A 13,400-nucleotide genomic window follows, 5' to 3' on the forward strand; every position below is an offset into this window, starting at 1 on the left:
ATTATCCCAATACGCGCTTAATCGTGCTTAACAGCTGATCCGGGTTAAACGGCTTCACAATCCAACCGGTTGCGCCTGCCTGTTTGCCCTGCATTTTCATATCCCCGGCGGACTCGGTGGTCAGCATTAATACCGGGGTAAATTTATAATCGGCCAGTTGTCGCAGCTCTTTAACTAACTCGATGCCATTCATGTTAGGCATGTTGACGTCAGACAGAACCAGATCAAACTTGCCTTTTTTAGCTGCGGCTAAGGCTTCAACGCCATCGCTCGCTTCAACAACCTGATAACCTGCGCCTTTTAAAGTGAAAGACACCATCTGTCTCATGGACGCAGAATCGTCGACAGCTAAAATACTCGCCATTGTGGAGAACTCCTGTTGGGTATAACTACTTATTCGGGCCGTGAAAGACCCAGAGACTCATTAAGTCCGAGGTAACCGCAGGTTTGATAAAAAACCTCGCTGGTTGCCAGCCAGTGGATGTCATGACTGGTTTTCTGCATCTCACGACGCAGGCTGACCAGTAACTGCAAACCGGCGGTATCACAGTAGTGAACCTGCCCGGCATCCAGTTCAACATCCGCTTCAGATGCCAGTGCACTCTCCATTTCGCCATATAAAGCTTCAACATGTTCAATGCTGAGTCGCTCGCCACAATGAATACGGATTCGTGCTGACATGATTCACCTGTTTCTTAATACTCTGGCTTAAGGGTAGACGGCTATCACGAAGCTGCTAACTAAGATGACAAGGATTTGTCGATTTAATTAAAAGGACTGACAAAAATCATAATTGCAAGACATATGTGCGTCGTACAAATAGTAATCAGCAAAAAGATTTGTAGAATAATCGTATAATTATCAGGCGTTAACGCATCAGGATTTTTGTGCCTGAAAAGCCGCACGGTTAGCCCATTCATCGGCTAATCGCTGTGCTTGTTTATCCTGTTGCTGGTCATATTCCTGATCCAGTTTGTCCAATAAATTGTGCAACGCTTTAACTTTTGCGTGTTGCTCAACATATTGTTTCTGCGCCTGCTCAACCTGCTGCTGCAATAAGTTTAACTGCTGGCTTTGCTGGGTTAAGGCTTGTTTGATCTGACCAATAAAGCCCATGGCATTCTGAATCTGACCACCACTGAGAGCTTTATCGGACGGAGAAGAAATACCACGCTGATATTCTGCAACGTATTCATCCAATTGCTGCTTCTGCTGCTGTTCCTGCTGCAATTTTTGCTGCAACTGGCCCCATTCCGACAAGGCCTGCTGCTCTGCTTTTTCAGCCAGATCAACAATCAGTTTTAAGCGTTTAGCGCGTGGATGGCGGCGGTGCATGGTGAGTTAAACCTAAGACTGGGCCTGGTTTTGGTTTTGAGCCGCCGGCTCCGGAAATAAAGACTGCAATTGTTGCAAGCTATCCGGCAGCGAAGCCCCTTCATGCAATTGCTGACGCAACATGGCTTTAATATTTGGCATACGTTCAATCGCCGCATCCAGTACCGGATCACTACCCGCCTGATAAGCGCCAACACTGACCAGATCCTGATTCTGACGATAATGCGCCATTAAATGCTTACATAACTGCGCTTTTTGCAGCCAGCTCTGATCGACAATTTGTGGCATTACCCGGCTGACCGAGGCTTCAACATCAATCGCCGGATAATGGCCTTCTTCCGCCAGTTTACGCGACAACACAATATGGCCATCGAGAATCGCCCGGCTGGCATCGGCAATCGGGTCCTGCATATCATCGCCTTCACTGAGCACGGTATAAAAGGCGGTAATAGAGCCGCCACCAGCCGGGCCATTACCGGTTCGTTCCACCAGCTTGGGCAGCTTATTAAAGACCGACGGTGGATAACCTTTGGTGGCAGGCGGCTCGCCAACCGCCAATGCAATTTCACGCTGAGCCTGGGCATAGCGTGTTAACGAGTCCATCAGCAGCAGGGTATTTTTTCCCTGATCGCGGAAATATTCCGCCACTGACGTGCAGTATTGTGCGGCACGCAGTCGCATAAGCGGTGAGTCATCCGCCGGGGAAGCAACCACCACTGAGCGCTTTAAACCCTCTTCGCCAAGAATCTCATCGATAAATTCTTTGACCTCCCGGCCCCGTTCACCAATCAGGCCGACCACCACAATATCGGCTTCGGTAAAACGGGTCATCATGCCCAACAGCACAGATTTACCCACACCACTACCGGCAAACAAACCAATACGCTGCCCGCGACCAACGGTTAACATGCTGTTAATCGCACGAATACCAACATCCAGCGGGGTACGAATCGGATCACGATGCAGCGGGTTAATAATGCGACCCTGTAAGCTGCCGGCCACCGGCTCTTCAATCGGGCCGGATTCATCCAGCGGTCGGCCCGTACCATCCACCACCCGACCCAACAAGCCATAACCCACCGGCACATCGGAGCTGCCGTGTAATGGCCAGACTTTGGCTCCCGGGCGCAGGCCATCGACCTGCTCAATCGGCATCAGGAAAATACGTTGTTGATCAAAGCCCACCACTTCCGCTTCAACGTCTTCCGCACCGTCACGCTGTACCATACAACGGTCTCCGACTTTGACGTTTAAGCCCACGGCTTCGAGAGTCAGACCCACCATACGAATCAGCTGCCCCGCCACTTTTGGGTGATAAGCCTGATCCGGTAACGGGATATCGGCCCAGCATTCACTCAGCATCAGGATGGTCCATCGGGTTTTGAGGTTGTTCTTGTTCAGGTTGCTCGACAGATTCAGGTTGAGAGTCAGACTGCTCGACAGATTCAGGTTGAGAGTCAGACTGCTCGGCAGATTCCGGAACCTGCTCAGGCTCAGAAGCCAGTTCAGACTCAGCAACTGACTCAGCCACCGGATCAAATTCAGGCTCGCGTTCAAAATCCGTCTGCAACCCATCCGACGCTTTTAACAGGCGTGGAATAAATTGCTCCAGCCGCTGCGACAAAGCCGCGGATAACGAATATTCCACCAGTGTTTGTGTACTTTGCAGGCGACACTCACCGGGCTGCAACGTTGGGTCGGAGTGAAAGTGCAACACTTCGGCATCAAACCCGGATTTATCCAGATGGGTCAGATCGGTAGCGCTGAGATACACCTGAATGTCTTTTTCACCGGCGGGCATTTCCCGCAGTGCGTCCTGTAAAAAATGGCCGATGGCCGACTGGCTCACCGATAATTCATGACCCAGCAGTTGTTCGGTCAGGTTACTGATCATACGAGCTAATACTTCCGGCAACTGGCGATCACGCTCAACCACATTAGCCTGCAGATGCTGATTCACCTGCGCCAGTTGTTCACAGGCTTGCTGAATCTGTTGCTGGCCTTGTGCCAAACCTTCAGCCTCACCGCTGGCAAAACCCTGCTGACGGCCTTCCTGTTCGCCTTTTTGACGCCCTTCTTCCAGCCCTTGCTGCAAGCCTTGTTCATGGCCTTGCTTTTCGCCCTGCTGACGGCCTTCAATCAAGCCTTGCTCCAGCCCGGCGTTATAGGCGTCGCGACGGATATTCTCCAGCTCTTCGGCGGTTGGCAGCGGAAAGGTTTCCGGTTCGGCTTCACGTTCGAGCTCGTGTTGTCTGGCCTGCTCAGCCTGTTGTTCTTTCTTTTCTTTCTCAACCAGCCAGGCGGGCTTTTCAGTCCAGAAAGGCAAACGCCAGGGTTTAACCGCTTCGTCGTCTTTAATTTCTTCCGAAGCGATTGGATGAAAGTGGTGATTTTGACGGTAATCAGTCATATCACATCATGGCCTCACCGCCACCACCCAGTACAATTTCACCGGCATCCGCCAGACGACGGGCAATGGTAAGAATCTCTTTCTGAGCGCCTTCCACTTCACTGACTTTAACCGGCCCTTTGGCTTCAAGGTCATCACGCAGCAATTCGGCCGCCCGTTTCGACATATTCTTGAAGATTTTCTCCTGCACCTCGGTATCGGCACCTTTGAGCGCTACCACCAACAGATCGGTCGATACTTCGCGCATCAATGCCTGAATACCACGGTCGTCGACATCCACCAGATTGTCGAACACAAACATCAGATCCTGAATCTGAGTACCCAGATCCTCGTCCACTTCTTTGATTTGCTCCAACAGGTCGTTGGCCATATTGCTGTCGACCATATTGACGATATTGGCCGCCACTTTGACACCACCCATTGTCGTTGTCTGACCACCAGCGTTGCCAGTAAACTGACGTTCGAGAATATCGTTCAGCTCTTGCAATGCCGCTGGCTGAACCGCTTCCAGTGCTGCTACCCGCATCACAATATCGAGGCGCACTTTTTCATCGAAGTTAGACAGAATTTCCGCCGACTGATCAGAATCCAGATACGACACCACAATCGCCTGAATCTGAGGGTGTTCATGACGAATCAGATCAGAAACCTGACGCGGCTCCATCCATTTCAGAGAATCCAGTCCGGTGGTATTACCACCCAACAAAATACGGTCAATCAAGGCACCGGCTTTGTCCGAGCCCAGTGCCTGGGTCAGCATATTGCGGATATAAGCATCGGAACCCAGGCCCATACCGGTCTGGCCGCTCACTGATTCGAGAAATTCAGCCACCACACCTTCTACCTGACCCTGATTCACATTGGTCAGTGTGGCCATGGTGGTACCGACTTTCTGAACCTCTTTCGGGCCCATGTGTTTAAGAATTTCTGCGGCGTCTTTTTCACCCAGCGTCATCAATAATACTGCGGCACGATCTACCCGGCTCAGGGAGGACAGGTCGCCCTCACCTGCTTCCGCTGGTGCATTTTCTTCAGCCATCGCCTTCATTCACCCATTTAATTACGACTTGTGCCACCCGCGCCGGATCTTCGGCAATCAGACCTTTTAAGGCATCCAGCTGACGTTCAAAGCTTTCAGACGCACCCGGTAACAGGAATTCATCCATACCAGAGAGCGTGACTTTTTCTTCGTCCAGGCCCGCTTCGGCATCTTCCAATTCCTCCAGCAGCGTCAGCTCATCATCGGAACGGCCACGGTTGGCAATGCTTTTAATTGTAGGCCGGATCACACCAAAGATAAGCACCAGGATAAAGAGTCCGGCAAGAATTTGTTTCATGATTTCCCAGAACCAAGGCTGGGTCCAAAAGTCCGGGTCACCCAGCGACAGATCACCGTCGCCCATAAAGGCCGAATTAATCACATTGACACTGTCACCGCGGGCGGCGTTAAAGCCCACCGCATCTTTTACCAACACTTCCAAACGCTGCAAATCCGCCGCCTGCCAAGGCACATGCACAGTATCGCCGTCAGCATTCAGGGTTTCACGATCATTCACCACCACGGCGACGGTTAAACGACGAATGCGACCCACCTGATGTTGTTTAAAGCTGAGAGTACGATCCACTTCGTAATTGCGGGTCGCTTCTGAACGGCGAGTCGTTGGTGCGCCACCACCAGCTCCGGGGCCCGTGGCTTCTTCCGGAACCGTTGCATCCACCGGCGGCTGATTCGACAGCGCTCCCGGAATACCGCCATCCGGATTGCCACTGTTTTCTTCGTCGATTAACTGCTCACTGCGCAGGGCAATCAGATCCGGGTTGTACAGCTCTTCGGTTTGTTCCTGCACGGTGAAATCCACATCCGCCGCCACTTCGGCCTTGTAGTTTTCTACCCCCAATACCGGGCGCAGAATATTATTCACTGCCTGAGCGATCGAATTTTCGACTTTCTCGGTATATTCCAGTTGTTTGGTTGCCAGCATTTCGTCGCTTTGTTCTTCTTCTTTGGATAACAGGTTGCCCTGCTGATCCACCACCGAGACATCGCTTTTATCCATTTCGGACACGCTGGAGGCCACCAGATTAACAATGGCTTCAACCTGATTTTTAGACAGCTCCCGACCGGGATAAATTTCGACAAAGACCGACGCTCGTGGCTTGCGCTGATCGCGCACAAACACCGATTGCTTTGGTACCGCCAGATGGACCCGGGCGTTACGTACCGCTTTTACGGAGGTAATGGTGCGTGCCAGCTCACCTTCTAAGCCACGACGATAACGGGCACTTTCAATAAACTGACTGGTGCCGAGTTTGCTGTCCTGATCCAGCACCTCAAGGCCCACGGTTTTATCATCAATCAGACTGGCCGACGCCAGCACCATACGGGCTTCGTGCAGATCATTGGCCTGCACCATCAGAATTTGTGAACCCGGATCAATTTCAAACGGAATACCTTCACGCTGCAGCACTTCAATAATGTCCTGAGCGTTATGATCCTGCAAACGGGTAATCAGAGGTTTGTAGCTTGGGTCCTGCGACCAGATCATGATCGCAATGGCCAGTGCAATGACCAGCGCCACACCAGCAATCACACCAATCTGGCGAACAATGGTCAGTTTATTAAAACCAGCAAGAACCGGATGTGCGCCGTCATCCGGGTTTTCACCAGTATTGGCCGGGAGTTCTTCCTGATTGGTTGGCGCTTCAGCAGCGGCTGGATTAGGTGCTGCCGGAGCGGTTTGTGCAGGTGCGTTTTCCATGATTCAGTCTCTGCTTACACCGGCATGTTCATCACGTCTTTATAAGCTTCAACCAGCTTATTACGTACCTGAGTCATCGCCTGAAACGATACCGACGATTTTTGCATAGCAATCATCACTTCTGGCAGGTCGACACTTGGGTCACCCTGTTCAAAACGTTTTTGCAGATTTCCGGCGGTTTTCTGATTAGCATTCACCGTATCAATGGCGTTTTTAAACATATCCTGAAAATTCGGTGCAGCCGGATCACCCACTGGCTTTAACGCTTCCTGCGCATTGTTTAACGAATGAGTTTTACTTAACGCCTGAGGGCGCAGCTGATCTACCTGCCCGGCGTTCTGGCTTTCATGGTTACTACGGATCTGGTCTTTAACCTGACGCATCTGCATTAATACAGCATTTACATCAACGCGATTATTTACCATGTCATTTCCCTCGAAAGTCGAACTTAAAAAACTGTTTACTGACGCCTTCATCGTATTTAAGCGTCATTTTTTTTACTCTTTACCGAGTTTTGCAAACAGCTTGCCAACTCCTATCGTTTCCTAACGATTCATGACCTTCAGGGGTACAACATCACTTAAAGCCCGCTCTCACCGGGCTTTATTATCAAAATACTTATCAAAGCATGCCCGCTGGGTTATAACTGTGGCATTAGAAAAATAAATAACTTCAAAGGAAATACAGAACATGAGTTATGACTACCTCATTGTCGGCGGCGGCTCCGCAGGTTCGACTCTGGCGCGACGCTTATCCGAAGACCCTAATAATAAAGTCTGCCTGTTGGAAGCAGGCCCGATGGATAACAGCCTGATCATCAAGGTACCAGTAGGTATTATTGCCACAATGCGCAGCAAGAAACTGAACTGGAGTTACTGGACCGAACCACAGGAACATCTCAACAACCGCGAAGTTTTTTGTCCGCGTGGCAAAACCTTAGGTGGTTCATCTTCCATTAATGCCATGCTGTATGTTCGCGGCCATCGCTGGGACTACGATCACTGGGCTGAGCTTGGCAATACCGGCTGGAGCTACGATGAGGTTTTGCCGCTGTTTAAGCGCAGCGAAAATCAGGAGCGTGGCGCCGACGATTATCATGGTGTTGGCGGTGGTTTAAACGTTGCTGACTTACGTTACCGCCACGGTGCTACCGAAAGTTTTGTCGAAGCCGGACAACAAGCAGGTCTGCCACTGAATGATGATTTTAATGGCGCGGAGCAGGAAGGCGTTGGTTACTATCAGGTTACCCAGAAAGATGGCGAGCGCTGGTCAGCCGCCCGCGGTCAACTGCACCCGGTGATGAATCGTCCGAACCTGACCGTTATCACGGGTGCCATGGCCAGCCGTGTATTATTTGACGGCAAACGTGCCACGGGAGTGGAGTACACCAGAGACGGCAGCACAACCACACTACGGGCAGAAGCACAGCGCGTGATTCTTTCTGGTGGTGCCATTAACTCGCCACAATTGCTGCTGCTCTCTGGCGTTGGTCCGAAAGCAGAGCTGGACCGCCATGGCATTTCTCAGGTGCACGAGCTACCCGGGGTTGGAGAAAACCTGCAGGATCACCTCGATGTGATTGCGGTGACCAAATCGACCCAGTTAACCAACAACCTCAACTTCTCGCCGTTAGCCTTACCAAACAGCACCAAGTCGGCTGCTATTTATGCCGCCAAACGCACCGGCCCCTTAACATCCAACGTGGCCGAATCCGGAGCCTTTCTTAAGAGTGATGAAGAGCAGGATATTCCAGATTTACAAATCCATATGACGGCTGCACCACTGGATGGTCACGGTCTGAATTTTCCGTTTATGATGCAACCGGCCTACTCCTGTCATATTTGTGATCTGCGTCCAAGAAGTCGTGGCACCGTTCGCTTAAAGAGCAGCAACCCGGCAGAACCAGCAGCCATTGATCCGCGTTATTTATCAGACCCTTCCGATGTACAGCGATTACTCAAAGGCATTAAAAAGGTTCGTGAAATTCTGGCGCAACCGGCTTTTGATGAGTGTCGTGGTGAAGAAATATTCCCGGGCAAAAACGTGCAAACTGACGAGCAGTTAATTGACTTTATTCGTCGCAAAGCCGACACCATTTACCATCCGGTCGGCACCTGCAAAATGGGCAATGATGAAATGGCCGTAGTTGACCCTGAATTAAAAGTGCACGGCATGGAAAATTTATGGGTAATTGATGCTTCGATTATGCCAACACTGGTGGGTGGTAATACCAATGCACCAACGGTGATGATCGCGCAAAAAGGGGCCGATATGATATTGGCTGAAAATCAGGGGTAATTATTTTTCACTGCCAGTTATTAAAAAGCCAATAACTCAAACAGTTAAAACTCTAAAAACAAAAAACGCCAGCCTGAAAAGGCTGGCGTTTTTTGTTAGTTAAATTGCTAACAGCTGTTAATTAACAAGCCGCCAACATACTCTCAACATCAATACCCTCATCCCGCAGCTTCGCTACTTTATAACGCAGCGTTCTTGGGCTGATTCCCAAACGGTCTGCGGCGTCTTTACGGCTAGGCTCTTCTTTTAAGGCACGAACAATCAGTTCTACCTCACGATTTTTTAAATCGTTTCCGAGTTCACCTTCATCCACAACCGCCGCTTCAGCGACCGGAGGCGTAACCTCAACCTGACGGTTTTTCGGAACCGGCGTCAGAATAAAATCATTGGCAAATAACTGCGGTCCGGCCTGAATAATCAGTGCCCGCTGCATGGTGTTATCCAGCTCACGAACATTGCCCGGCCAGCTATGAGTCATTAATTTTTGCTCAGCATCGGCCATTAATTGTGGCACCGGGCGTTTCATTTTTTGTGCATGATGCGCTAACAAACGTTTTGCCAGTGGCAAAATATCATCCTGACGCTCACGCAACGGTAGCCACTGCAGCGGGAATACACTCAGGCGATAATATAAATCCTCACGGAATTTGCCTTCGGCAACATAATCTGCCAACTCACGGTTGGTGGTGGCAACAATACGAACATCCAGATCAATAGTTTTTTTACCGCCTAAACGCTCAACCTGACGCTCCTGCAATACCCGTAATAATTTTGCCTGCAGGCCTAAATCCATCTCGGTGATTTCGTCCAGCAGCAGCGTGCCACCTTCAGCCTGTTCAAATTTACCCGGCATAGCACTGTAAGCACCGGTAAAGGCGCCTTTTTCATAACCGAACAACATGGCTTCCAACATATTTTCCGGAATAGCTGCACAGTTAATGGCAATAAAGGGTTGTTGTTTACGATCCGAATTCTGATGAATATAACGCGCCAGTACTTCTTTACCGGTACCACTTTCACCACTGATTAATACCGTTGAATCGGTTTGTGCTACGCGTTGTGCCAACTGAAATAACTGCTGCGAAGCCAGCGCTTCACATACAGGTTCTGAATCATCAACCAGTTCACCCGGATTATTAAACGGTTTTAATAACGCATCCAGCTCCGCCAGTTCGAATGGCTTCATCAGATAATCATTAGCACCACGCTGCATGGCTTTAACTGCCTGGCCGACATCACCATAGGCCGTCATCAACACCATAGGTAACCAGGGGTGTGCCTGTTTCACATTATCCAGTAATTCTAAGCCATCCATGCCCGGCATATTAATATCGGATAACACTAAATCGAGTGCATGAGAACGAACAATCGCTATGCCTTCAATACCATTAGGTGCTTCAAATACTTCATGCCCTTTGAGCATCAGGGTATCAACAATGGCTTCACGTAACCGTGGATCATCTTCCACCACTAAAATACGCATATTATTCTCCTCAAAAAGTTTTCTGCCGCCGGATAACAACCCAGCTGCGACATCAGTTCCAGATTAATCAATTCCGGTTTAATCAATTTCTGATTAGCGGCAAACACAGTTCAGCTGATAATCCACCCAGGTCGCTGTCAGCCAGATTAAATTCGCCGTGATGAGCACGCACCACCGCCTGCACCACCGCCAAACCAAGGCCGGTACCATTACTTTTGGTGGTATAAAACGGTTCCATCATGTGTTGTTTTTGCGTCTGGCTCAGGCCCGGGCCGTTATCCATCACCTGAATTCTGAGCTGTTGATTTTCACAACTGATCCGAACCAGAATCTCAATGGGGTGTTCACCCGATTCCAGGGCGTTGTTAATTAAATTCATTAAGCTGCTGATCAGCGCATCTTTATTACAGATCAGCTGAATATCACCGGCCTGATTATCAATATCGCAACGGGCCTGAAACTGATTAACGGCCACTTCCATGGCATCTTCCAGTCCTGATATTAATTCTGTAATGGTTATTTCGTCGTTTAGCGGCGCTTCACCACGGGCAAAAATCAGCATGTCGCGCACCTGATTTTCAAGGTGGTGTAAGCGTTCCTGTAATTTCCCGGCAAAACGCAGGCGAAGATCCGGTTGAATATCTTCACTGGCCAAATGACCGGCGTATAAAGTGGCAGCGGCCAATGGCGTACGGATTTGATGCGCAAGCGACGCTACCATTTTTCCCATCGCCGATAAGCGTTCGTGCTGACTGAGTTGCGACTGTAAGGCGCGGGTTTCTGTCATATCGGTTAACAGAATGAGCTGGCCATAATTGTTCGTCATCGCCGCAGTACGCAAATTCACTTTACGACCATCAACCAGAGAAATTTCATGACCGTCATCATTTTGTGGTTTAAAACAGCGATGAATTAATTGCACCCAGCGCTGACCAATTAATGATGGAGCACCGCTGGCTTTTAATAATAAATCGTCGGCGGTTGGGTTCGCCTGGCTGACAAAACCATTGCCATCCAGCACCAGAACACCGGCGGGCATCATTTGCAGCAAGCTCTCTAAACGGTCGGCCAGCTGTTCTTTTTCTGCCAGCTCCTGCATTCGTTGCGCGGAAACGCTGGCCAGCTCACCACTGAGCTGCTCCACTTTATCTTCCAGAAAACTGTAAGAGTCAGACAATTGCTGTGACATCTGATTAAACAGTGTAAACGCCTGCTTCAGCTCAGCACGATCCAGCGGTGCTTCTGCCATACCCGGCATTGGCTGATGAGCAACAAACATCTCGCTGTTCTGGTGTAACGCCGCACTCGCCATATTCACCCCTTTAATTCTCTACATCTGATTCTTACAGGTTGTCAGGTATCCGACGCCCCAAATACTATGTAGCAGGGTTGAGCAATTAGCGTGCCGTATTTTTTACTCCATTCAATTAAAACGGCGTCAATTTTCCTACCATCAAGATTAGAGTGTTAATTTTCAGACACGAAAAACGAAAAAAGCCGGCATAAAACCGGCTTTTTAAGGTGTTCGTCAAACAACATGAGGACGGGATATTTCCCAGTAAGGTTCGAAACAGAAAGCCTCAGGCGTTTTCTTTTTCTTTACGGGAAATATTGTATTTACGCATTTTCTCAACCAGCGTGGTACGGCGAATGTTCAGCTTTTCTGCCGCACGCGCAACTACCCCATTGGCATCGTCCAGCGCCTGTTGAATCAGAGAACATTCAAGGTCAGACAGGTATTCACGCAGATCCAGACCATTTACGGGTAACAGAGCCGGTGAATCAATGCCCGCCAAACCGGTTTCGTTCTGGGTAACATCAGCCACTACCGGCACGGAGAAGTTTTCATCGGTATCGTCAACATGACGGAATTTCTTCGGCAGTTCATTTACGCCTACGACACCGTAAGGATGCAGAATAGCCAGACGCTCAACCAGATTCGCCAGCTCACGAACATTACCATGCCAGTCATGACGACACAGCGACATAATGGCCGCCGAATTAAAGCGGATAGAGCCACGCTTTTCATTTTCCAGACGAGAAACCAGCTCGTTTAATAACAGTGGCAGGTCTTCAACCCGCTCACGCAGCGATGGCATATCGATTGGGAAAACATTCAGGCGGTAATACAGATCTTCACGGAAGGTGCCTTCCTCGATCATTTTTTCCAGGTTTTTGTGGGTCGCGGCAATAATACGAACGTTGGCGTTCAGGGTTTTGTTGCTACCCACCCGCTCAAAGGTATGCTCTTGCAGAACGCGCAGAATTTTTACCTGCATGTTCAGCGGCATATCACCAATTTCGTCGAGAAACAGGGTGCCGCCTTCAGCCATTTCAAAGCGCCCCGGACGACTGTTGATCGCACCGGTAAAGGCCCCTTTCTCATGACCAAATAATTCGCTTTCTAATAATTCAGCCGGAATAGCACCGCAGTTAACCGGCACAAAGGGCTTATTACGACGATGGGAATGGTAATGCAGATTACGGGCAACCACTTCTTTACCCGTGCCGGACTCGCCCTGAATCATCACACTGACGTCTTTATCCGCCACCTGCATGATCAGCTCACGCACGTTCTGAATCTGACGACTGGTGCCTACCAGGCTACGGAATAGTTGTACTTCGCGACGCTCACCACGGCTACGGTTGTGGGTGTATTGCTCGCGATACACCTGACAACGATGCAGGCTGTCGAGCAGCTTGTTGTAGCTCGGTGGCATTTCAACCGCCGCTAACAAAGCCCTGCGAATGCCTTCTGGCAACATTTCTGGCAGAACAGCATTGCCAATAGACAGAATCGGAATTCCTTTGTCCCAAACCAACAGGGACTCAATAATATCGGCCGATGGAATGGAGTGACTATCACCTAATAAAACAGCACTGATGTCAGTGCTGTCTTCTATCTGACTTTCGACTTCCCGGCGCCAGTCATCAGGACCCGCGATAATGGCTTCTTCCCCTAAGAAGTCCAGAATCACTTTCAGGTCATGACGTCGCTGCTCATCATCATCGATCAGCAGAACCTTAATTTCTCTCCACATGGCGACCAGCCTTTCCTTCCCAATTCCGACCCTGAGGTCATAAAAAATACAAATATTTCTGCGTCAGTTGTTTG

Annotated in this window: 12 protein-coding genes; 1 reads left to right on the forward strand and 11 read right to left on the reverse strand. The window is 49.8% G+C overall.

Going from position 1 to position 13,400, the window contains the following annotated elements; translation table 11 throughout:
• Window position 1: 1 nt before the first annotated feature.
• The 8 genes from ACO05E_RS04570 to fliE all read right to left on the reverse strand — a co-directional run bounded on the left by ACO05E_RS04570 (window position 2) and on the right by fliE (window position 6,929).
• Window positions 2–364, reverse strand: a complete 363-nt coding sequence (locus ACO05E_RS04570) for a response regulator (protein ID WP_255858863.1) — start codon at window positions 362–364, stop codon at window positions 2–4.
• A gap of 29 nt (window positions 365–393) precedes the next feature.
• A complete protein-coding gene (locus tag ACO05E_RS04575) occupies window positions 394–681 on the reverse strand; it encodes an STAS domain-containing protein (RefSeq protein WP_419811807.1) in 288 nt (95 codons plus the stop codon).
• A gap of 195 nt (window positions 682–876) precedes the next feature.
• Window positions 877–1,335: a flagellar export protein FliJ gene (gene fliJ, locus ACO05E_RS04580; protein WP_419811808.1), complete on the reverse strand. Its 459-nt coding sequence runs from the start codon at window positions 1,333–1,335 to the stop codon at window positions 877–879.
• Between the two features lie 12 nt (window positions 1,336–1,347).
• Window positions 1,348–2,697, reverse strand: a complete 1,350-nt coding sequence (gene fliI / locus ACO05E_RS04585) for a flagellar protein export ATPase FliI (protein ID WP_419811809.1) — start codon at window positions 2,695–2,697, stop codon at window positions 1,348–1,350.
• On the reverse strand, window positions 2,687–3,745 hold the full coding sequence (locus ACO05E_RS04590; protein WP_419811810.1) for a FliH/SctL family protein: 1,059 nt from the start codon (window positions 3,743–3,745) through the stop codon (window positions 2,687–2,689). The genes fliI and ACO05E_RS04590 overlap by 11 nt, the downstream gene beginning before the upstream one ends.
• 1 nt (window position 3,746) lies before the next feature.
• Complete coding sequence (gene fliG / locus ACO05E_RS04595; protein WP_419811811.1) at window positions 3,747–4,784, reverse strand: flagellar motor switch protein FliG; 1,038 nt, start codon at window positions 4,782–4,784, stop codon at window positions 3,747–3,749.
• Window positions 4,777–6,504, reverse strand: a complete 1,728-nt coding sequence (gene fliF, locus ACO05E_RS04600) for a flagellar basal-body MS-ring/collar protein FliF (protein ID WP_419811812.1) — start codon at window positions 6,502–6,504, stop codon at window positions 4,777–4,779. The genes fliG and fliF overlap by 8 nt, the downstream gene beginning before the upstream one ends.
• A gap of 14 nt (window positions 6,505–6,518) precedes the next feature.
• Window positions 6,519–6,929 carry a flagellar hook-basal body complex protein FliE gene (fliE, locus tag ACO05E_RS04605; RefSeq protein WP_419811813.1) on the reverse strand — a complete coding sequence of 137 codons (411 nt, stop codon included), beginning with the start codon at window positions 6,927–6,929 and terminating at the stop codon, window positions 6,519–6,521.
• 265 nt (window positions 6,930–7,194) lie between these two features.
• Between fliE and ACO05E_RS04610 the strand changes: the two genes are divergently transcribed.
• The gene (locus tag ACO05E_RS04610; RefSeq protein ID WP_419811814.1) at window positions 7,195–8,802 is read left to right on the forward strand and encodes a GMC family oxidoreductase; all 1,608 of its coding nucleotides are present in this window, start codon (window positions 7,195–7,197) and stop codon (window positions 8,800–8,802) included.
• A 121-nt stretch (window positions 8,803–8,923) separates the two neighbouring features.
• Here ACO05E_RS04610 and ACO05E_RS04615 read toward each other — a convergent pair whose 3' ends face one another.
• The 3 genes from ACO05E_RS04615 to ACO05E_RS04625 all read right to left on the reverse strand — a co-directional run bounded on the left by ACO05E_RS04615 (window position 8,924) and on the right by ACO05E_RS04625 (window position 13,326).
• Window positions 8,924–10,285 carry a sigma-54-dependent transcriptional regulator gene (locus ACO05E_RS04615; RefSeq protein WP_419811815.1) on the reverse strand — a complete coding sequence of 454 codons (1,362 nt, stop codon included), beginning with the start codon at window positions 10,283–10,285 and terminating at the stop codon, window positions 8,924–8,926.
• A gap of 82 nt (window positions 10,286–10,367) precedes the next feature.
• Window positions 10,368–11,597 (reverse strand): sensor histidine kinase, encoded by a 1,230-nt coding sequence (locus ACO05E_RS04620; RefSeq protein WP_419811816.1) that lies wholly within the window; start codon window positions 11,595–11,597, stop codon window positions 10,368–10,370.
• Window positions 11,598–11,865: 268 nt separating this feature from the next.
• Entirely contained in the window at window positions 11,866–13,326 is a 1,461-nt protein-coding gene (locus ACO05E_RS04625; protein ID WP_419811817.1) for a sigma-54 dependent transcriptional regulator, read from the reverse strand.
• Window positions 13,327–13,400: the final 74 nt, after the last annotated feature.

The sequence above is a fragment of the Bacterioplanoides sp. genome, assembly GCF_965226395.1.
GTDB lineage: Bacteria > Pseudomonadota > Gammaproteobacteria > Pseudomonadales > Oceanobacteraceae > Bacterioplanoides.

Bases quoted from the DNA above. Each gene is read 5' to 3' on its own strand.
- ACO05E_RS04570 (WP_255858863.1), bottom strand. From the start codon at position 364: ATGGCGAGTATTTTAGCTGTCGACGATTCTGCGTCCATGAGACAGATG.
- ACO05E_RS04575 (WP_419811807.1), bottom strand. From the start codon at position 681: ATGTCAGCACGAATCCGTATTCATTGTGGCGAGCGACTCAGCATTGAA.
- fliJ (WP_419811808.1), bottom strand. From the start codon at position 1,335: ATGCACCGCCGCCATCCACGCGCTAAACGCTTAAAACTGATTGTTGAT.
- fliI (WP_419811809.1), bottom strand. From the start codon at position 2,697: ATGCTGAGTGAATGCTGGGCCGATATCCCGTTACCGGATCAGGCTTAT.
- ACO05E_RS04590 (WP_419811810.1), bottom strand. From the start codon at position 3,745: ATGACTGATTACCGTCAAAATCACCACTTTCATCCAATCGCTTCGGAA.
- fliG (WP_419811811.1), bottom strand. From the start codon at position 4,784: ATGGCTGAAGAAAATGCACCAGCGGAAGCAGGTGAGGGCGACCTGTCC.
- fliF (WP_419811812.1), bottom strand. From the start codon at position 6,504: ATGGAAAACGCACCTGCACAAACCGCTCCGGCAGCACCTAATCCAGCC.
- fliE (WP_419811813.1), bottom strand. From the start codon at position 6,929: ATGGTAAATAATCGCGTTGATGTAAATGCTGTATTAATGCAGATGCGT.
- ACO05E_RS04610 (WP_419811814.1), top strand. From the start codon at position 7,195: ATGAGTTATGACTACCTCATTGTCGGCGGCGGCTCCGCAGGTTCGACT.
- ACO05E_RS04615 (WP_419811815.1), bottom strand. From the start codon at position 10,285: ATGCGTATTTTAGTGGTGGAAGATGATCCACGGTTACGTGAAGCCATT.
- ACO05E_RS04620 (WP_419811816.1), bottom strand. From the start codon at position 11,597: ATGGCGAGTGCGGCGTTACACCAGAACAGCGAGATGTTTGTTGCTCAT.
- ACO05E_RS04625 (WP_419811817.1), bottom strand. From the start codon at position 13,326: ATGTGGAGAGAAATTAAGGTTCTGCTGATCGATGATGATGAGCAGCGA.